The following is an 18,387-nucleotide window of genomic DNA, read 5'->3' as shown; positions in this document are numbered from 1 at the left end:
GGATTTGCGTCTTGATGCTGAGACGAACGAAATATTGGTGCGGGGGCCCAATGTTTTTTCTGGTTATTGGGAGCGTCCGGAAGCCAACCAAGCAGCCTTCGTGGATGACCCAGACGGTGACTGGTTTCGCACCGGCGACTTGGGAGTTGTTGACCAAGACGGTTATGTGTCCATAACTGGTCGGGCCAAAGAGTTGATTATTTCTGGTGGTTTCAATGTGTATCCCCGCGAAGTGGATGATGCTTTGGCCGAACATCCATCGATTGCTGAGGTGGCGGTGGCCGGAGTGCCTAGCGATGAATGGGGCGAAGAGGTGGTGGCCTGGGTGGTGCTGGCTGATGGGGCCACCGAACCCGGCATTGAAGAGCTTCGCCTGTTTGCCCGAGAGGCTTTGGCGGCCTACAAATTACCGCGTCGGATTCATGTGGTTGCTGCTTTGCCTCGTAATGCGCTGGGCAAGGTGATGCGCCATGAGCTGCGCGAGAATTAGCCAATGACCGCCAATTGACGGAGTGCTTAGTATTCGCTCAGTAGGCTGCCGCTATGCCCGTCAATCATTTTGTAAATTTCAACCCCATCGCCCCGCCGTTTCCTGATCATCTCGAAACTTTGGTGGTGGCTATGGGTTGTTATTGGGGAGCGGAACGCAAATTTTGGGAAACCCCTGGGGTGTGGTCCACTGCCGTGGGTTTCACCGGCGGGCAGACCGATCAACCCGATTATTTTCGGGTTTGTAGCGGCCAAACTGGCCATGCGGAAGCAGTGTTGGTGGTCTTTGACCCGGCCGAGGTGACCCTCGAAGAATTGCTAGTTATTTTTTGGGAAAACCACGACCCCACCCAAGGCATGCGCCAAGGCAACGATGTGGGGTCACAGTATCGGTCAGCCATTTTTGTGGCCGGTCAGGCTCAACGCTGGGCCGCCGAAGCTACCCGAGACGCCTATGCTCCGGTGCTGACGGCGGCTGGGTATGGCCCGATCACTACAGAAATCTCTGACCTCGGGGTGTTTACCTACGCTAGTGAGGATCACCAACAATATTTAGCCAAAAACCCTGACGGTTATTGCAACCTGGGTGGCACCGGTGCGAGTTGCCCCACCGGTTTTAAGGCGGAAAGATGATTGCGAAGCTGCGCAGGTTTATTCGACTGGTTCGGGCCACCAAAGTTCCTTATCAGGGTATTGATTCGTCTGAGCGCGCCGGGTATAAAGCCAAAGGCGCCGGGTTTTATAAGAAAAGAAACAAGAAGAGATAGTTCACCGTGGCCGGCCTTGGCCAAGGGTTTCTTCGGGAAAGTGGCCGCGACAAGCTGGGACGGTGCTGGCCCACAAAGCATCCATGGCGCTGGGTAAGTGGCTGATGTTTCCTTGGTCTTCGTTTAAATATTGCTCAGCAAAACGCTCAAGTTTGCCTAAGAGCTAGGTCAAAATTGGTATCTATAGTTTTAAGTTATTTCTAAATAGCAGGTGTTCGTAAGGGTTGCATTTCTCCGTTTAAAAACTGGTTACAAAGCTAACCCCTTGATTTTGCGCAATTGATGGGGCACGGTAGGAGAAACAAATTGAAACAGTTGCTGGGGAGAAAAATGAAGCGCTTATTTATTGGGTTAGCAGTCGTGATGGCACTAAAACAAAGTACATCAAGTCATTGGATACTCGCAAGAACCCTATGAAGTTATTTCGCAACGTAAGGATAGTTCTGATGTTAATGGTTCTTACTGGTGCCGCCTTTGGGACACCTGTCAGTTGGTGGCTAATCGTTCGTGCCGAGGACTCACCGAAATAAGCCGTCCAGTTTGCAGCTATTACGGTGACCGAACACCAATAGTAGTAATGGGCTAAGTTGGGTTCAAGGCCGAAGCATTCAAGATGGGAAAACCATGAAAGCACTCAAAAAGGTTTGGGCATTCGTCAAACTGGTGGGCCGCACACGGGTGCCGGTGGAGCCTGTTGATTCGTCGGTGAAGTCAGGTTGGAAAGCCGCCGCTAAACGAAGTTCGTGGTGAGTGAACCGAAAAAGTTCTGGAACTAGTTAAGGGGTAACCGAAGCCCAAGCGTCGAGCAGGCTCTGGTTGCCGAAACATTCCAGGTCACCGCTACCGCGGCCCCATAGCCACAAAGCCAGATCAGAGGTGGTGCCTCGGGCCGCAACATCAGCCTTGGCATGCTCCTGAGTCACCGTTAGCCCCTCTGGCCCAGGCACCAACAGCCACTCGGCCTGGGCATCGGTGCCATGTAAATGCAGCGACCCCGCCGGAAAATCCTCCACCTTGCCCTTACGGTTAAATTGCACCATCACCTCAACAACTTCGGCCAAAGTATCGGGCGCCAACGCAGAGCCGATGGGTTGAGGGCTCCCGGCCGCCTGCTCAGCATCCCAACGATGCACCGCAGTTTCGTGGGCCATGCGCCGCACCCAAAAAGCCGCCGTTAAATCAGGCGACCAGTTCCAGGCCGGTGCCTCCAAATCAACCTCTGCGAAGGCGGCTAGCACATCTGCCAACGCCGCCGCCGGCGTATCACCCTCGGGGATATTTGGGCCCGTAGGGTTTGCTGCATCGGCCACCGCGACCTGGGCTAAAGCAAAACGCCACACCATAGCCAAATGGCTCAACAACTCGGTATTGGTCCACTCTGGACAAGCCGCCACCGGGGCAGCAGGTGCCGCCTGACAAGCCTCAATAAAAGCTCGACCGTCGGCCTCAAGGTGAGTTAGGTAATCAGAGCGGTCCATAGCTAATCCTCTTTCTGATCGGTCATACGGTAACGAAAATCACAATAGTCAGCACCCTGCATGATGGTTTGGGTCACCGTCAACTCAATGTCTGGGTTAAACCCCTGAATAAACGTTTGATCACGATTACATGACAACAAATGCCCGATCTCGGCCAAGCCCATGTCTCGGTACATTTCGGCATAAGCGCAATGCGTCACGTCGTAATCCAAATGCTCAGCGGTAGCCCGCAACGGCGTAGCCTCCATCGCCCCGCCGCTTGACCACTGCGCAGAAAGAGCGCTAAAAGCCGCCAAATCAGGCGTCCCGCTTTGCTGCTGACGAAACTCCTCACCCTGGTCGACCGCCGACTGAATAACCGCCGCCCCGATGACCTCCTGGGCCGCCTCCTTGCCCAAACGCTTTACCAAAACGTCGTAAACATTTTTTAAAACCGCCGCTTCAATACGGCGCTTCTCGAGCATGGGCAGCGGAGGGGGAGAAGCCGCATCCATCGCTTAACTCTCGCTCTCATCTGAACGGCGATCTTGCTCACGCAAAAAAGCTTCAAACTCCGCCGCTAAAACATCACCCGAAACCACCTCTTCAGACTGGTCAGCCTGAGCCTCTAAACGCTTCACATACTCGGCGATCTCCGGGTCGCCAGCCACCGCCGCCGTAACCTGCCGCTGCCAATCCGCCGCCTCCCGATCAAGACCGACATAACCAGTATCTACCCCCGTGACCTGTTCAAAGCGCCGCAACAAAGACCTCGTGGCTTTAGGGTTCGGTGTATCAGGGATGTAATGCGGCAACGAAACCCGTAACGACAACACCGGAATACCCGCTTGGTCCAACGTGTCATGCAAAACCCCCACCAGACCCGTCGGGCCCTGATACGACGGGCTACTCAACCCCAAACGTTGAGCCAAATCTTTATTAGTAGAACTGCCAATAACCCCGAGAGAACGGGTGTGGGGCGCCATGCCCACCATGGAACCCAAAGTAGCCACTGTTTCCGCCTTGGTGCGTTGCGCCACTTCAGCCAAGGTCGCCGAAAAAGTACGCCAACGCAAATGAGGCTCTACCCCCGACACCACCACCAAATCTCGCTGGCTCTCCGGAGTATGCACCGCAAACACCTTGTTAGAAGGCCACGTCAACACCCGTTCACCGTCATCGTCAAACGACACCACCGGGCGTTCCTGAGTGAAATCAAAAAAAGTTTCCGGGTCGATATCGCCCAACCGAGTGGTGTCAAGGTGCTCAGACAACCAGTCAATGGCCGCCGTAGCAGCCCCCGAAGCATCAAACAGTCCTTGAAAAGCCACCGCCAACACTGGACGATCTAGCCCCTCAACAATCTCGTCAACTTCGCCCCAACGCAACTCATCCATGCCCCCATAATGGCGCGGCCAAAGCCAGAGTGAAACGTCGAAACCCAGAAAGCATGGTCACAACAACCCAGCGACTAAGTTCACCCCGTGACCAAACCCGACCCCACCGAGGCCTACGCCGGATTCGACGGGCACATCGGGCGCACCAGCACCGGCTCACAACCCGACTGGCCCCACCGCCCCCAACCTCCCAAAGACGCCCCCAATATCATCGTCATGCTCTGCGACGACCTCGGGTTCGCCGACCTGGGCTGCTACGGGTCAGAAATAGAAACCCCCCACCTTGACCGTTTAGCCCAAGAAGGCTTGCGCTACACCAACTTTCATGTCAACCCTATGTGCTCGCCCACCCGAGCCTCCCTACTCACCGGCCTCAACCACCACCTGGCCGGCGTAGCCACCGTATGCCACCGCGACCCCGGCTTCCCCGGATTCGCCATGGAACTCCGCCACAACGCCATCACCATGGCCGAAGCACTCAACGACGCCGGATGGGCCACCCTCATGGTCGGAAAATGGCACCTCAGCAAAGACTCCAACCTCAGCGAAGCCGGCCCACGCCACTCTTGGCCCACCCAACGCGGCTTCGACCGCTTCTACGGAGTACTCGACGGATTCACCAACTTCCACCACCCGCACCGCATCCACCAAGACAACCACCCCTTGCCCATAGACCAATACCCCGACGGCTACTACTTCACCGACGACCTCACCGACCAAGCCCTCAACATGGTCCACCAAGTACGCTCCGGCCACCCCACCAAACCCTGGTTCCTTTACTTCTCCCACACCGCTCCCCACGCCCCACTGCAAGTAAAACCCGCCGACGGAGAAAAATACCGGGGTCGCTTTGACCAAGGATGGGACGAAATACGCCGTCAACGCTTCGCTCGACAACTCGAAATGGGCGTCATACCCGCGGGCACCGAACTGCCACCGCGCAACTCTGAAGAAAACCATGCCGTAGAAGCCTGGGCTGACCTCACCGAACAGCAACAAGAACTCTTCGCTCGCTACCAAGAACTTTACGCCGCCATGGTGGACAACATTGACCAAAACTTTGGCCGCCTGCGTAGCGAGCTTGAAGCCATCGGAGAATGGGAAAACACCCTGGTGGTGTTCCTCTCCGACAACGGAGGGTCACGAGAAGGCAACGAAAACGGCACCTCGTCTTATTTTCGCACCATGTCGGGCCGCACCGACGGGGGCAGCCCCTTCGAAAGCCTCGACGATGACTACCGCCGGCTAAATGAAATGGGCGGCCCACAAACCCTTCCTCATTACCCCATGGGTTGGGCCATGGCCTCCGGCACGCCTTTTCGCCTTTACAAAATAAACACCCACCAAGGCGGCCACCAAGTGCCGTTTATTATTTCACACGGCGCCGGGCTAAAGGCCGGCGGCCGCCTGCGAACCCAATACCAGCATGTAACCGACCTGCTGCCCACCATCTTTGACCTCGCCGGCCTGCCCGTACCCACCGAACGCCACGGCCAACCCGCACCCCAGCCAGCCGGCACCAGTTTTGCCCCCAGCCTGCAAAACCCCGACGCCGCCACCACTCATCCCGAGCAGTACTACGAACAAGCCGGCCACCGCGGTTACTACCGAGACGGATGGTCCGCCGTCACCTGCCACCAACCCCGCTCCTCGTTTAGCGAAGAAACCTGGGAACTCCACCACCTGGCCCAAGACCCCACCGAAAGCCAAGACATAGCAAACCAGCACCCCGAAAAACTGGCCGAACTACAACAAGCATGGGAACAAGCCGCCTGGGACAACCAAGTATTCCCACTCGACGAAGGCACCGGCCTGCTCGCCGCCCAACGGCCACCTTGGGAAACCGTCCTCGCTGAACCCGCCACCTTTTGGCCCGCCACCCCCACCGTAGAGCGCTACCGAGCCAGCCAACTCATCAACTCCCGAAGCTTCACCGTTGAGGCGGCTCTTAACTTTGCCACCGGCGACCAAGGCGTGTTAGTAGCCCACGGCGACCAAGGCGGTGGCTACGCCCTCTACATAGAAAACGACCATCTATTTTTGGCCTACAACGGGTACGGCACAATGACCATGCTGGACGGCGGCCCGCTCACCCCCGGAGAAACAACCTGCACCTTGGCCATGGAAGCCCCCGGCAAAAAACTATGGCACGCCACCCTGCTGGTTAACAATCAACAAACAGCACAGGCCACCGAACTACCCATGCTGTCCTCCATGGCCCCCTTCGAAGGCATCAACATCGGTACCGATCGCCGCTCACCCGTGTCATGGGACCTCTACCAACGCCACGGCACTTTCCCCTGGACCGGCACCCTGCATTCAGTGACCTACACCCCCGGTGCCCTAGCCCCCGACGCGGCGGCCCGCTGGATAGAAACCATGCGAGAAGTCGGTACCCGCTTTGACTAAACGGTCGCCTTGGGGCCAAAACGCGCCCACCCTTTAGTAGCCAACGAAAGTAGCGCTCCCAAAATGACTGCCCGCTCTACCCGCGGCGCCAAAGCCAAAGTAGCTACAAAAGTACCCCCCGCTACTAAAGCATCGCCCGCCGAGTTTTGGATAAGCCGCCAAAGTTTTTTCGGTTTCACCAAACCCACCACTGCGGCAAACACCACACCCCCCAAAGTCGCCCGAGGGAGAACCTCTAACGACCCGGCAAAAGGTAAAAAAGCCAAGACCGCCACCCCAGTAACCAAACCAGACCAACGAGTTTGCGCCCCCGACAATCGGTTCAAGGCCGATCGCCCAAACGACCCACCCACCGGAAAAGATGAACAAAAAGCGGCGGTTAAATTGGCAAAACCTTGGCTCAAAAACTCTCGATCTACCGACCAACGTTGGTTCTCTTCCTCGGCGAAAACCCGAGAAATAGCGGCCACTTCAGCAAAACCCACCAAAGCAATCACCACGCCACTCACCAATACCGTTCCCGTTTGGTCCCATGGCAAATCCAAACTCAAAGGTGGGAAACCCGTAGCGATAGTCCCCACCACTGGGCCACCAAAACCCACAACCTTTACCCAAATTACCCCACCCAAAACAGCCACTAAAGCCCCAGGAAACAAACGATGCATCCGGCGACCGCCCAGCATTAAAACCACGGTGACCCCGGCAAAAGCCAACGACCGAAAACCCCATTGCCCAGGCTGACTCAGCGACCACCAAGCCTGCCGCAAAATGCCCCCCGAAGGTGGTGCTGTACCAAAAATCTTCGGCAACTGCGAAGCGATAATCAACAGCGTGGCCCCTGAAGTGAACCCCGCAACTACCTGATTGGTCATCAAATAAGTAACGCGTCCCCATTTAAGGAAACCAAAAATAAGCCGCGTTACCCCCACCACAAAAGCCAGCAAAGTAGCCAAGCGAATGTACTCCGCTGACCCCGGAGTAGCTAGACCTGAAAGCGCCCCAAAGATCAGCAAACAAGTCATGGCCACCGGGCCGGTCTGCAAATAAGGCGACGAAGCAAAAAAAGAGGCAGCAATCAACGGCAAAGCAGAAGCAAACAAACCTAAATACGGGGGCAACCCCGCCAACTCGGCGTAAGCCATAGATTGGGGAATCAACACCAAGACCACACTCAAACCAGCAACAACATCAATACCAGTGAGGCGAGACGGCGGATCAACCAGAATATTTTCAGACATCGCCGTTCACCTTATTGACTACTGCGACCTCTGCGGTTGTTTATTGTTGCCCATGGTGAGTTAGCGTCGGTAAACCATGGCGACTGTTGACCCCCTTACCCCCACCAACCAACTGCCCACCGACGGGGTGCCCATACGGCCCGCCGCCACCGTGGTGCTGCTGGCCGACCGCCCCCACCTCGAAGTGCTCACCCTGCGACGCAGCGACCAACTAGTTTTTGCCCCCGACCACACGGTGTTCCCCGGTGGGGTAGTAGACCAAAGCGACCACGACCCCCGCTGGCGAGACCTCGCCACCTGCTCTAACCCTCAAGAACGACCTGGCCTGGCCCACCGAGTGGCCGCCGTACGCGAAACCCTCGAAGAAGTAGGGGTCATGGTGGGTTTTGACGAACCTGCCTTACTGGACCAACGCCGCAATCTCGAACAAGGCCGTGTGCAGTTCGCCGACCTCTTGGCTTCTGGTGGCCTCGACCTTTCTCAAGTGCACGCCATCAGTCGCTGGGTGACCCCCATGCCCGGCCCCCGTCGCTACGACGCTTACTTTTTTGTAGCCCCCGCCCCCGCTAACGCCGCCCCCGCCGCCGATGGGGGAGAAGCCGTAGAAGTAGCATGGCTGCGCCCCGCTCAGGCATTACAGCAATGGGCAACCGGAGAACTCACCATGATCACCCCCACCCGATCCATATTGCAGCGCCTCGCCGGCTACCAAACCACCGCCCAGGTATTGGCCGCCGCCGCCATCGGTGGGCCACCCGAGTTGGTGCGCATCGGCGACGAACACACCGAAAAAGCTTATTTCCCCGCCGACCCCGGTTATCACCAGCCACATCTCAAAGAAGGCATGGGTTGGGTGTGGCTTCCCGCCGCTCCTGCCTAGATTTAACCCAATGACCGAACACCCAACCCCCAACGAACCGAAAGCCTCCCCGGGCCGCACCCTCGACTCGGTGATGCCCATCGTGGCCTTCGTAGCCCTCAACCGCTTTTTCGGCTTGGCTTGGGGCGTGGCCGGAGCCACCCTGTGGAGCATCAAAGCCGCCGTCTCTCGGCATCGACGCGGCGAAGCCATTGGCAAATACTTACCCATCTTGGTGGCCTACCTCGTGGCCCGCGGCCTAATCGGCATCATCACCGACTCCGAAGCGGTGTACTTTGGCATCGGTATCGGCACCAAAGCCTGCATCGGCGCCGCCCTAGTAATAACCGCCTTAGCCGGCACCCCATTTATTGAACGCTTCCTGCATCAAGCAGTGCCTTTCAACCAAGCCACCCGCAGCCACCCGGCCTACCACCGCATGGCGGTACGCATGACCGTGGGCATCGGCCTTTGGCAGTTCGTGACCTCCGCCTGGGATATTTGGCTGTTTCGACAAACCTCAGTCGACGGCTACCTGCTGATACGCACCCTGGTGGGGTGGCCCGCCGCCATGATCGTCACCCTGGTGGCTTTTTTCTACGCCAACCGGGCTTTAAAAGTTGTTCCCGGCTTCACCAGTATCTTCGACCTCTTAGAAGAAGCCGACGAAAAACGTTAAAGCTAAGCCAACTCGGTTAGGGAAAAACGACTGGGCCGGCCCAACACCTCACGCACCAGCGGCGCAAAATCTTCTAACCCCAAATTGTCGTAAGCCGGATCAAAACAGTTCTGGTCATACTCATGGCAAAACGCTGCACAATCATCAAACCACTGGTGCTCACGAAACAATTCACGAGCATCACGATCGCCACCCAAATGATGAAAATAGTAGTAACCCTGAAACACCCCATGATGACGGATAATCCACTCCGTGCGGTCACTCACATAAGGCTTCAAAATGTCGGCTGCCACCGCCGAATGGTTCAACGGCGCAATAGGGTCCGCCACATCATGCAACAACGCCGCCACCACCATTTCGTCACTCTCACCGTTTCTCAACGCCCGGGTAGCGCTCTGCAACGAATGCTCAAACCGGTCAATCTGATAACCAAAAGTAGGGCCCGCCATAGTGCGCAACGTGACCATCAACTGGTCAGCCAAATGCTCTTGCACATGCTCAGTAAACCGATCAGTTATCAAGGCGTACTCTTCTGCGGTGCCGTCTTCCATATGGACAAAGTTCACAGTTTTCATGAGCGTAAGTCTGCCACACCGGCAAGGCGCCGGGGCGGTAGAGTCCGACCGTGCCTGCCATCGTTGTCGAAAACCTCGTAAAAGACTACGGGACCCTCCGCGCCGTAGATGGCCTGTCGTTCACCGTAGAACAAGGCGAAGTGGTGGCCTTATTGGGCCCCAACGGCGCTGGAAAATCAACCGCTGTAGAAATACTCGAGGGTCACCGCACCCGCACCTCAGGCCAAGTCACCGTGCTAGGCGCCGACCCCGCCACCGGGGGAGCCGGTTTTCGTGACCGCATCGGCATCGTGTTACAAGAATGCGGTATCGAACGCGAACTCACCATCACCGAAACCCTCAACCACTACGCCGCCTGCTACACCCGCAACCGGCCCCTCGATGAAGTACTCGAACTCACTGGCCTCACCGACCTCGCTGACCGCCGCACCCACCAGCTCTCCGGCGGCCAAAAACGACGCATCGACCTCGCCCTCGGGCTCATCGGTGACCCCGACCTGTTATTTCTCGATGAACCCACCACCGGGTTTGACCCCTCAGCCCGCCGCCAAGCCTGGGACATGGTGAGCGGCCTGCGCACACTCGGCACCACCATCTTGTTGACCAGCCATTACATGGACGAAGTCGAAGCCCTGGCCGACCGAGTGCTGGTCATCAACCAAGGGCAACTCGTCGCCCAAGGAACCCCCGACCAACTCCGCGCTGGCATTGCCGACACCACTTTGGTGCGCTTCGACCAACCAGCCAACGGCGGAACAGTACAAGAACTCTTCGGCGAGCTAACCGGCACCGTTACGGCAGTCAACAACCGGATAGAAATACGCACCACCAACCCCACCGGCGACCTACACCGCCTCACCGACTGGGCCCTAAAACACGACCAAGAACTCGGCCACCTCGAGGTCACCCGCCCCACCCTCGAAGACGTATACCTCAACTTGATAGGCGGCGACGAAAATGAGTAAACGCCCCTCAAGTCTTAAACTGTTGGCCAACCAAATCGGCTACCAAAACCGCCGCTTTCGCCGCAACGTTATGGCCGCCTTTTTCACCTTGGCCTTCCCGCTCATGTTCCTGCTGCTCTTCGGCGCCCTCTTCGAAGGCGTAGACATCGCCCCCGGCGTTGAAGTAGCCGCCGCCCAGTTTTACGCCCCCGGCCTGGCCGTATTTGCTGCCGTATCAGCCACCTACACCAACATCGGCATCTCCACGGCGATCTCGCGGGACGAAGGAATACTCAAACGCACCCGAGGCACTCCCTTGCCGCCCTGGATATACGTAGGAGGCGTGGTGGGTTCCGGCATCGTGCTGGCCGCCTTTGGCGCCGCCCTCATGTTGACGGTCGGCGTGTTGGCCTACGGCATCGAATTCGACTGGGCCAACCTGCTGCCCGCCGTGTTGACCTTCGTGCTCGGCGTGGCCTCCTTTTCCTTACTGGGCCTGGCCCTAGCCTCAATAGCAAGCTCCGGGCAGTCAGCACCCGCATTGGCTCAAGCCACCCTGCTGCCCGTGGCCTTCGCCTCTAATATTTTTATCAGCGTGCGCAACGACCCCCCAGCCTGGTTGGGCCTCTTAGGGGACATTTTCCCCCTTAAAGCATTCGCAGACGCTTTCTTCGCTTGCTTCGACCCCTTTCGCCAAGGCTCGGTTTACGAACCCTGGTTGCTTTTACGCATCGCCGCTTGGGGGGTGCTCGGTGCCCTCGTGTTCTGGCGCAAATTCACTTGGGAACCGGCCGTCGGTGGGCCAACCCGAAGCCGACGCCGCCGCTAACCCTTAAAGACCCGCACCCTCAAGATCATCCGGCTCGTCCACATCGTGGCCCAAATCTGGGTCACGCAAACTCCGCCAAGGCAAACCCAAACGCTCGGCCTCCGCCACATGCTTGGCATACGAACCCGGACCGTAAGCAAAAACAAAACCTGCCTCCGCAGGCACCACCGCCACCGGCGTACCATCGTTATGGCGATCCGGCACCAGCGTTACCCCAACAAACTCTGCACAAGGGGCAAGTTGCGTAGCCCGAGGAAGGTCCCCATGGGCCACCACCACCTGAGCCACTCCTTGAGCCGCCAACGCCGTTACCCCGCATTGCACGGCCGCATTCAGGCCCGGCTGATCGGCCCACACCACGGCCGCGCCCTGGCCCGTAGCCCAATCGGCCACCTGTTGATCATCACACACCACGGTCACCGGCAAAGGTGCTGCCGCAGCAATTACCGTCTCCGCCATATTCCGGGCCAAAGCCGCCCGCTCGTTGGCCCCCATCACCTCAGCCAAACGATGTTTAGCATCAGCAAAACTCTTAACAGGAATAAGCACAGCAATTGAATGGGTCACGGCGGCGAGTGTAGAGGAAACTTCGCCTAGGCTCGCCATCATGACGACAAAAGTAGCGGTGATCGGCGCCGGCTCATGGGGCACCACTGTGGCCGCCCTACTCGCCCCCCGCGTAGCCACCACCCTGTGGGCTCGCCGCCCCGAGGTAGCCGCCGACATAAACACCGGCCTTGGCAACCGCCGCTACCTCGACAGTTTCGCTTTGCCCACCGCATTGACGGCCACCGACCAACTCGCCGAAGCCCTCGACGGCGCCGACCTGGTAATCATGGGAGTACCCACCCAAGGTTTTCGCACGGTGCTGGCCGAAGCCGCCCCACTGCTGCCCGCCGGCGTGCCAGTAATCAGCTTGGCCAAAGGATTCGAACAAACTACCCACCAGCGCATGACGCAAATAATCACTGAGGTGCTGCCCGGCCACCCGACCGGGGTACTAACCGGACCCAACTTGGCCAAAGAAATCTTGGCCGGGCAATCCGCCGCCACGGTGGTGGCCTGCACCGACGCAGCAGTAGCGGCGGTTTTACAAGACTTGCTGACCAGCGACACTTTCCGGGCCTACACCAACCAAGACCTCGTGGGTTGCGAAATCGGTGGAGCGGTCAAAAACGTTATTGCCCTCGCAGCCGGCATGGCCGAAGGGCTCGGCACCGGCGACAACGCTCGAGCGGCCCTGATCACCCGCGGCTTGGCCGAACTGACCCGCCTCGGCGAAGCCCTCGGAGGAGACCCACGCACCTTGTCGGGATTAGCTGGCCTCGGCGACACGCTGGTTACCTGCATGAGCCCACAAAGCAGAAACCGCACAGTAGGGGAGCGGGTGGGTCGCGGCGAAACCCCCGCTGAGGTGTTGGCCAGCATGACTCAAGTAGCTGAAGGAGTACGAGCAGCTGCCGCGGTGTGTGCTTTGGCAGATCAAGCGGGCATCGAAGTGCCCATTGCCCAAGGGGTGCGGGCCGTATTCGATCAAGATCAAAAACCGGCCGAGGTATGGGCAACGCTCATGACCCGCCAAGCCCGACCCGAGGTGGACTAATGCGCTGGTTCAAAAAACAAAAGCCAGTGCAGGCCGCCCCAGAAGGAACCCTCATCGGCACCGACGACGGTTTCCGGGCGATAGTAGACGACCAAGGCACAGTGTTCCCCCTGGGCGCTGACCACGGCGTGCAATGGTGGGTGCGCTATGGGGACGATTGGCACCAACCAAACGGCGAAACCCGCCGGCGCCAAACCCGCCCCGGAACAGCGCCAATCCTAGAAACCACCATGCATATTCCCGACGGCCGCGTAATAGCCACCACCTGGGCTGCCGCAGCCACCGGCCCCGGTGTCATAACCGAAATCCGCAACGAATCCGCCGCCCCCATCGCCATAGCAGTTAGCCCAGAACCTGCACCATGGAGCACGTCACCTCAAGGAAAGTCAGGGGTGGTGACGGTGGTTCATGGGAGTGGGATGCGATTTGTGGTGCCCGGGCCGGGGGCTGAAAAAGCAAAACCAGAGGACTTCCCCGAAGCGGAACGAGTAAAAGCCGGTTGGGACAAACGGTTCGAAGAAATAGCCGATACGCAACTGCCCGGTACGGACCTCGGTGGGTTCAAGACCCAGCAACTTGTTGACCTGTTTCTGGCGGAACCCACCCCGGACGGAGCGTGCTCGCTCAGCGCATGGGGGCTCCCCACCGAAGCCACCCGTCAAATAGCCGAAGCGGCGCCCTCCCCAGAATGGCTAAACGCCGCTGTGGAACACTGGGCCCGCCACCGAAACCTGGCCGACTTTACCGAACCCCGCCGCATTGATCTTGACCAGTTGTTGCGCTCCGCAGGCCGGCGCACCGCACCAACCGACCCCCAAAGCCTGGCGAACCTGCTGGCCGCCCTAGGCGAACATCAAGCCGCCACCGACCTGCAAAAACAAAAACCAGCACAAGACGTATGGCCCCGGCGCTACGGCGCACTTGTTGAAGAAACCTCAAAAGGCCTCGTCCTCTTTCCCGACGAATTTTCCGCCGACTGGTACGGCAAAGACCTCGCGGTCACCGGACTGGCTACCCAGTGGGGACAATTTGGTTTCGCCCTCCGTTGGCACGGAGCCCGACCGGCCTTGCTGTGGGAACTCAACCCGCACCCCGAAACCAGCGCCGTCATCACCACCCCCGGCCTCGACACAAGCTTCGAAAGCAACAAAAACGAAGGTGAAACCCTTCTGGCCGAACCCCCAAAAGTTCGTGCTGTGGGGACTGTCCCCACAGCACGAACTTTGAGTGAGGGGAAAGGCTAGAAATGCGGGCTGCTCTGCGAGGGAAAGCCCCCGGATTGGCCGCCGAGAAAGTTTTTTGGGACCAAGGCCACGAAGTAGTAGCCGGCCTCGACGAAGTCGGAAAAGGAGCCTGGGCCGGCCCATTAACGGTGGGCGTAGTAGTAGCCAATCGGCAAAAACGTATCACCGGAGTACGGGACTCCAAAATGTTGACCGAAATAGAACGAGAAGCACTCATCGACCGTCTCACCAACTGGGCCACCGCCTGGTCGGTTGGTCACGCCAGCAACGAGGAATGTGACGCACTGGGCATGGCCGCCGCCCAACGCTTGGCCGCCCGGCGTGCCCTCGACGGCCTCTCCGTCACCCCCGACCGAGTGCTCCTCGACGGCAACTGGGACTTCGTCGGCGGAGGCATCGCCCAGACCATTGTCAAAGGGGACGCCACGAGTTTGTCCATCGCCGCCGCTTCGGTCATCGCCAAAGTGACCCGCGATCGGTTGCTACGCCAAGCCGACACCCACTGGCCCGGCTACAACCTGGCCAGCAACAAAGGGTACCCGTGCCCCAAACATCGAGCCGCCCTCGCCCAACACGGCGCCACCACCTACCACCGGCGATCCTGGAGTTTCATGGACCAAACCGCCGAAACAGGCGAACCCCGCCGCCCCCGGTTTGATGACCACCCCGAGCTTTTTTAGAAGAACCAACCGCCGATGTTGACGCCAAAGGGTTACTGGCCTAGCGTTCGTTTTTGTGCAGAAACTCACCACACGCCTCTGGCTTCTCACCCTCTGGACCCTGGTGGTTTGGGGCGGGCGAGTACGCAACATTTTGAGCGACCCGGTGCTCACCACCCCCGAACAAGCATGGCGCCTCGGTTTAGCCATCCTCTTCGTAGCCTTGGCCGCAATCGGCCTATTCGTACTCTTGGGTTGGAAAAACACCCACCCCACCTTCGTGCAGCGTTTCGCCGCTGGTTTCTCGCTGTGGACCATGGCACTGTGGATCGTACGTGGCGGTGGAATATTGTTCGCCACCCACGATGCAGCATTTAAAATTGTGCACACCGTGCTGGCCCTCGGGTCCATCGGATTAGCCCTTCTGGTCTATCAAGCAGAGCGTCAACTGGCCGCCTCCGCCCGCTAGTCTCGCCACTATGGGTCAACCAATAACCGTCGTAGAAAAACTATCCTCCCGGCCGGGCATCGCCCGCTTCGAGATCAACCGAAGCCTCACCGGCATGGGCCACGAGCGCTACCAAGCCGGACAAGAAATCTTGGGTCAAAACCCCTCAGATGAGTTGGCCCGCCGACTCTTCGCCCACGCCGAGTTCGCTGGCCTGCACCTAAACGCCAACATGATAACCATCGACCTCGGCTCAGCAACTACCGCCGGGGTAGCCGACATCATCACCGACCTGCATCGCTTCTACGTAGAAGGCGTCGAAGTGCCCAGCGACGAGGAACTCACCAACCAAGCAAGTTAAAGGAAACCATGGCGGCATCAATAGAGGTAACCGACCCCACCAGCGTGGGCATGGACCCCAACCGCTTACAACGGGTAGCCGACTACGCCCGCTCCTACGTTGATGAAGGAAAACTCATCGGCACCGAAGTGCTGGTAGCCCGCCACGGCAAAGTGGTACTGCGCTCCAAAGCCGGCCTGGCCGACCGAGAAAACCAAACGCCTATCGTGGACAACACGTTGTGGCGTTTTTACTCCATGACCAAACCATTGACCTCGGTGGCCATCATGCAACTCGTCGAAGAAGGAAAACTCCGTCTGAGCGACCCTCTGCACGAGTTCGTCCCCGCTTTCGCCACCCAAAATGTTTTCTGCGGAGGCACCGCTGAAGACCCCCAAACCGAACCCGCTCACCGCCGCATCACCATCGCCGACCTCCTTACCCACACCGCCGGATTGACCTACTCATTTATTGTGCAGCACCCGGTGGACGAGATCTACCGCGGCAGTGGCTTGGACGCTATGGCCGGCCATGGCGACCTCGCGACCACCATTGATGCCCTCGCCGCCCTGCCGCTCCGCAACCAACCCGGTACCCGTTGGTCGTATTCCATGGCCACCGATGTGCTGGGACGAGTAGTAGAAGTGGTCTCCGGCCAACCGTTCGCCCAGCGCCTCAAAAGCCATGTACTGGACCCTTTAGAAATGCACGACACCACTTTCGCCGTGCCCGACGAAAAACTCGACCGGCTTGCCGCCTGCTACATGCCGACTCCCGAAGGGGGCGAACCGGTGCTCATAGACAGCGCAGAAACCAGTTCGTTCCGCAACGATGCTTGGTCCAGCGGCGGTGGCGGCATCGTCTCGTCACTAGAGGACTACCACCGGTTCTGCCAAATGTTACTCAACGGCGGACGCCACAACGAGCAACAAATCATTGGCCCCCGCACCCTGAACCTCATGATGCGCAACCACCTGCCCGAAGGCAAAGATCTCGAAGAAGTCGGCGACACTCTGTTTGTTAAAGGCTTGTTTACCGGAGTGGGTTTCGGCTTGGGGTTTTCAGTAGTGCAAGACACGGCGGCCGGGCACTTGCTGGCCAGCGAAGGCGAAGCCTCCTGGGGCGGCATGGCCTCCACCGCTTTTTGGGTCGACCCGAAAGAACAAATCAGCGCCATATTTCTTACCCAACTGGTGCCCTCAAGCACCTACATCAATCTTCGGTGGGACCTGCGCACCTTAGTAAACCAAGCCCTTGTCGACTGAACAATCCGCTGGCCATAAACCAGAAGTTGGGGTAGGCCCCCACCCGCAACCCTGGCCCGATGACCCAAAGTTCGACCCCGAACTTTTAGCCGAGGGCGACCGCCGCAACGTTATTGACCGCTTTCGTTACTGGCGCCGAGAAGCCATAGTGGAAGAACTCGATCAATATCGTCACGACTTTCACGTGGCCATAGAAAACTGGGAACACGACCTGAACATCGGCACCGTGGTGCGCAACGCCAACGCTTTTCTCGCCGCCGGCGTGCACATCGTCGGAAAAAAACGCTGGAACCGCCGCGGCGCCATGGTCACCGACCGTTACCAACATGTCACCCACCACCCGACCATCGAAGACCTGCTGGCCTGGGCCGCCACCGAAAACCTCCCGGTTATCGGTATCGACAACCTGCCGGGTTGTGTGCCCCTGGAAACCACTGACCTACCTAAACACTGCGTGTTCCTCCTGGGCCAAGAAGGCCCTGGGCTATCTGAACAAGCCCGCCAAGCAGTAACCAAAGTTTGTTCCATCGCTCAATACGGGTCAACGAGATCCATAAACGCCGGAGTGGCCTCGGGTATCGCCATGCATGCTTGGATCCGCCAACACGCCGACCCACCGGTAGGTTAAACACATGAGTCAATGCCGCTTTTTTGCCGCAGTTCTCCTGGCTTTCCCCGGGGTTCTTTTGGCCCATATTTTGGCTTACGGTTGGGTTGATTCGTTTGCACTCGCCGGTGGAGTTGGACATGGTTATCTGCCAATCACGGTGCCCGTAGTGGCACTTCTTGGCACGCTGTCTTTTCTTTGGCTAACCGTCACCGGTGTTCGCTCTGCAGGCTCTCAAGCCCACCCCCCGGTGCATTTGTTGTTGGCCTTGCAAGTTGTTCTTTTCGTCGGGCAAGAAGTCGGCGAGTATTTGTTTGCTGGCCAAGGTTTGCTTTCGCTGGCCGGTTCTCCAGCGTTGTGGCTTGGTTTGGTTTTACAACTCCCGATTGCCTTGTTGCTGGTGGGGCTGGTTCGACTCGGGCGTCGTGTCGCAGCCTTTTTCTTAACTGAGACATCCGTTGTTCCGGCATCGGTTAACCCGGTTTGGGCGCCCTCTCACCTCATCTTGGTGCGCTCTTTATCTTTAGTTCCGGTTGGGTTACGTGGCCCTCCGGTAACGGCCTGAGTTTCATTTACCC

The 18,387-nt window shown here is 58.5% G+C and carries 21 protein-coding genes; 15 read left to right on the top strand and 6 right to left on the bottom strand.

The window, feature by feature from the left end; genetic code table 11:
- On the top strand, positions 1–490 hold a 490-nt coding region (locus EYQ49_00945), incomplete at its 5' end, for a long-chain fatty acid--CoA ligase (GenBank protein ID HIG24446.1).
- 53 nt (positions 491–543) lie between these two features.
- A complete protein-coding gene (msrA, locus tag EYQ49_00940; GenBank protein HIG24445.1) occupies positions 544–1,122 on the top strand; it encodes a peptide-methionine (S)-S-oxide reductase MsrA in 579 nt (192 codons plus the stop codon).
- A 910-nt stretch (positions 1,123–2,032) separates the two neighbouring features.
- Here the strand turns inward: msrA and EYQ49_00935 are convergent.
- The 3 genes from EYQ49_00935 to EYQ49_00925 are packed head-to-tail and all read right to left on the bottom strand — an operon-like array spanning position 2,033 to position 4,110.
- Entirely contained in the window at positions 2,033–2,734 is a 702-nt protein-coding gene (locus EYQ49_00935) for a maleylpyruvate isomerase family mycothiol-dependent enzyme (protein HIG24444.1), read from the bottom strand.
- A 2-nt stretch (positions 2,735–2,736) separates the two neighbouring features.
- The gene (locus tag EYQ49_00930) at positions 2,737–3,228 is read right to left on the bottom strand and encodes a 2-amino-thiazoline-4-carboxylic acid hydrolase (GenBank protein HIG24443.1); all 492 of its coding nucleotides are present in this window, start codon (positions 3,226–3,228) and stop codon (positions 2,737–2,739) included.
- Between the two features lie 3 nt (positions 3,229–3,231).
- The gene (locus tag EYQ49_00925; protein HIG24442.1) at positions 3,232–4,110 is read right to left on the bottom strand and encodes a PAC2 family protein; all 879 of its coding nucleotides are present in this window, start codon (positions 4,108–4,110) and stop codon (positions 3,232–3,234) included.
- A gap of 87 nt (positions 4,111–4,197) precedes the next feature.
- Here EYQ49_00925 and EYQ49_00920 point away from each other — a divergent pair, with 87 nt between their 5' ends.
- Positions 4,198–6,519, top strand: a complete 2,322-nt coding sequence (locus EYQ49_00920; protein ID HIG24441.1) for an arylsulfatase — start codon at positions 4,198–4,200, stop codon at positions 6,517–6,519.
- Here the strand turns inward: EYQ49_00920 and EYQ49_00915 are convergent.
- The gene (locus EYQ49_00915) at positions 6,516–7,757 is read right to left on the bottom strand and encodes a SulP family inorganic anion transporter (protein HIG24440.1); all 1,242 of its coding nucleotides are present in this window, start codon (positions 7,755–7,757) and stop codon (positions 6,516–6,518) included. The genes EYQ49_00920 and EYQ49_00915 overlap by 4 nt on opposite strands.
- 76 nt (positions 7,758–7,833) lie before the next feature.
- On the opposite strand from EYQ49_00915, the gene EYQ49_00910 reads away from it, so the two are divergent.
- On the top strand, positions 7,834–8,637 hold the full coding sequence (locus tag EYQ49_00910; protein ID HIG24439.1) for an NUDIX domain-containing protein: 804 nt from the start codon (positions 7,834–7,836) through the stop codon (positions 8,635–8,637).
- Positions 8,638–8,647: 10 nt separating this feature from the next.
- A complete protein-coding gene (locus EYQ49_00905) occupies positions 8,648–9,295 on the top strand; it encodes a DUF3159 domain-containing protein (GenBank protein HIG24438.1) in 648 nt (215 codons plus the stop codon).
- 2 nt (positions 9,296–9,297) lie between these two features.
- On the opposite strand, the gene EYQ49_00900 is transcribed toward EYQ49_00905, so the two are convergent.
- A complete protein-coding gene (locus EYQ49_00900) occupies positions 9,298–9,870 on the bottom strand; it encodes an HD domain-containing protein (GenBank protein ID HIG24437.1) in 573 nt (190 codons plus the stop codon).
- Positions 9,871–9,920: 50 nt separating this feature from the next.
- Here EYQ49_00900 and EYQ49_00895 point away from each other — a divergent pair, with 50 nt between their 5' ends.
- Together EYQ49_00895 and EYQ49_00890 are read left to right on the top strand one after the other, a co-directional pair.
- Positions 9,921–10,835 carry an ABC transporter ATP-binding protein gene (locus tag EYQ49_00895; protein HIG24436.1) on the top strand — a complete coding sequence of 305 codons (915 nt, stop codon included), beginning with the start codon at positions 9,921–9,923 and terminating at the stop codon, positions 10,833–10,835.
- Positions 10,828–11,643 (top strand): ABC transporter permease, encoded by an 816-nt coding sequence (locus EYQ49_00890; GenBank protein ID HIG24435.1) that lies wholly within the window; start codon positions 10,828–10,830, stop codon positions 11,641–11,643. Before EYQ49_00895 ends, EYQ49_00890 begins: the two co-directional genes overlap by 8 nt.
- A gap of 3 nt (positions 11,644–11,646) precedes the next feature.
- Here the strand turns inward: EYQ49_00890 and cofC are convergent, their stop codons facing one another.
- Complete coding sequence (gene cofC, locus EYQ49_00885; GenBank protein ID HIG24434.1) at positions 11,647–12,369, bottom strand: 2-phospho-L-lactate guanylyltransferase; 723 nt, start codon at positions 12,367–12,369, stop codon at positions 11,647–11,649.
- On the opposite strand from cofC, the gene EYQ49_00880 reads away from it, so the two are divergent.
- Genes EYQ49_00880 through EYQ49_00845 form a run of 8 tightly spaced genes read left to right on the top strand, consistent with a single transcriptional unit; the run spans position 12,251 to position 18,374 of the window.
- Positions 12,251–13,246: an NAD(P)-dependent glycerol-3-phosphate dehydrogenase gene (locus EYQ49_00880; GenBank protein HIG24433.1), complete on the top strand. Its 996-nt coding sequence runs from the start codon at positions 12,251–12,253 to the stop codon at positions 13,244–13,246. The two genes, cofC and EYQ49_00880, sit on opposite strands and share 119 nt — an antisense overlap.
- Positions 13,246–14,490, top strand: coding sequence for a hypothetical protein (locus EYQ49_00875; GenBank protein HIG24432.1), 1,245 nt, complete (start codon positions 13,246–13,248; stop codon positions 14,488–14,490). The genes EYQ49_00880 and EYQ49_00875 overlap by 1 nt, the downstream gene beginning before the upstream one ends.
- 2 nt (positions 14,491–14,492) lie before the next feature.
- Positions 14,493–15,170 (top strand): ribonuclease HII, encoded by a 678-nt coding sequence (locus tag EYQ49_00870; GenBank protein HIG24431.1) that lies wholly within the window; start codon positions 14,493–14,495, stop codon positions 15,168–15,170.
- A gap of 55 nt (positions 15,171–15,225) precedes the next feature.
- Complete coding sequence (locus EYQ49_00865) at positions 15,226–15,618, top strand: hypothetical protein (protein ID HIG24430.1); 393 nt, start codon at positions 15,226–15,228, stop codon at positions 15,616–15,618.
- A gap of 10 nt (positions 15,619–15,628) precedes the next feature.
- A complete protein-coding gene (locus EYQ49_00860; GenBank protein HIG24429.1) occupies positions 15,629–15,958 on the top strand; it encodes a hypothetical protein in 330 nt (109 codons plus the stop codon).
- A gap of 8 nt (positions 15,959–15,966) precedes the next feature.
- Entirely contained in the window at positions 15,967–17,202 is a 1,236-nt protein-coding gene (locus tag EYQ49_00855; protein ID HIG24428.1) for a class A beta-lactamase-related serine hydrolase, read from the top strand.
- Positions 17,192–17,830, top strand: a complete 639-nt coding sequence (locus EYQ49_00850; GenBank protein ID HIG24427.1) for an RNA methyltransferase — start codon at positions 17,192–17,194, stop codon at positions 17,828–17,830. Before EYQ49_00855 ends, EYQ49_00850 begins: the two co-directional genes overlap by 11 nt.
- Positions 17,831–17,834: 4 nt before the next feature.
- On the top strand, positions 17,835–18,374 hold the full coding sequence (locus EYQ49_00845; protein HIG24426.1) for a hypothetical protein: 540 nt from the start codon (positions 17,835–17,837) through the stop codon (positions 18,372–18,374).
- Positions 18,375–18,387 lie beyond the last annotated feature (13 nt).

The organism is Acidimicrobiia bacterium, assembly GCA_012959995.1.
In the GTDB taxonomy this organism is placed as follows: domain Bacteria; phylum Actinomycetota; class Acidimicrobiia; order Acidimicrobiales; family MedAcidi-G1; genus MedAcidi-G2B.
The sequence above is the reverse complement of the archived record's forward strand: the minus strand, read 5'-3'. Positions and strand labels throughout refer to the sequence as shown.

What these genes read in the sequence shown, in the direction of transcription:
- msrA (HIG24445.1), top strand. Translation starts at nt 544, where the DNA reads ATGCCCGTCAATCATTTTGTAAATTTCAACCCCATCGCCCCGCCGTTT.
- EYQ49_00935 (HIG24444.1), bottom strand. Translation starts at nt 2,734, where the DNA reads ATGGACCGCTCTGATTACCTAACTCACCTTGAGGCCGACGGTCGAGCT.
- EYQ49_00930 (HIG24443.1), bottom strand. Translation starts at nt 3,228, where the DNA reads ATGGATGCGGCTTCTCCCCCTCCGCTGCCCATGCTCGAGAAGCGCCGT.
- EYQ49_00925 (HIG24442.1), bottom strand. Translation starts at nt 4,110, where the DNA reads ATGGATGAGTTGCGTTGGGGCGAAGTTGACGAGATTGTTGAGGGGCTA.
- EYQ49_00915 (HIG24440.1), bottom strand. Translation starts at nt 7,757, where the DNA reads ATGTCTGAAAATATTCTGGTTGATCCGCCGTCTCGCCTCACTGGTATT.
- EYQ49_00910 (HIG24439.1), top strand. Translation starts at nt 7,834, where the DNA reads ATGGCGACTGTTGACCCCCTTACCCCCACCAACCAACTGCCCACCGAC.
- EYQ49_00905 (HIG24438.1), top strand. Translation starts at nt 8,648, where the DNA reads ATGACCGAACACCCAACCCCCAACGAACCGAAAGCCTCCCCGGGCCGC.
- EYQ49_00900 (HIG24437.1), bottom strand. Translation starts at nt 9,870, where the DNA reads ATGAAAACTGTGAACTTTGTCCATATGGAAGACGGCACCGCAGAAGAG.
- EYQ49_00890 (HIG24435.1), top strand. Translation starts at nt 10,828, where the DNA reads ATGAGTAAACGCCCCTCAAGTCTTAAACTGTTGGCCAACCAAATCGGC.
- EYQ49_00880 (HIG24433.1), top strand. Translation starts at nt 12,251, where the DNA reads ATGACGACAAAAGTAGCGGTGATCGGCGCCGGCTCATGGGGCACCACT.
- cofC (HIG24434.1), bottom strand. Translation starts at nt 12,369, where the DNA reads ATGTCGGCGGCTACCTCGGGGCGGCGAGCCCACAGGGTGGTGGCTACG.
- EYQ49_00875 (HIG24432.1), top strand. Translation starts at nt 13,246, where the DNA reads ATGCGCTGGTTCAAAAAACAAAAGCCAGTGCAGGCCGCCCCAGAAGGA.
- EYQ49_00870 (HIG24431.1), top strand. Translation starts at nt 14,493, where the DNA reads ATGCGGGCTGCTCTGCGAGGGAAAGCCCCCGGATTGGCCGCCGAGAAA.
- EYQ49_00860 (HIG24429.1), top strand. Translation starts at nt 15,629, where the DNA reads ATGGGTCAACCAATAACCGTCGTAGAAAAACTATCCTCCCGGCCGGGC.
- EYQ49_00855 (HIG24428.1), top strand. Translation starts at nt 15,967, where the DNA reads ATGGCGGCATCAATAGAGGTAACCGACCCCACCAGCGTGGGCATGGAC.
- EYQ49_00845 (HIG24426.1), top strand. Translation starts at nt 17,835, where the DNA reads ATGAGTCAATGCCGCTTTTTTGCCGCAGTTCTCCTGGCTTTCCCCGGG.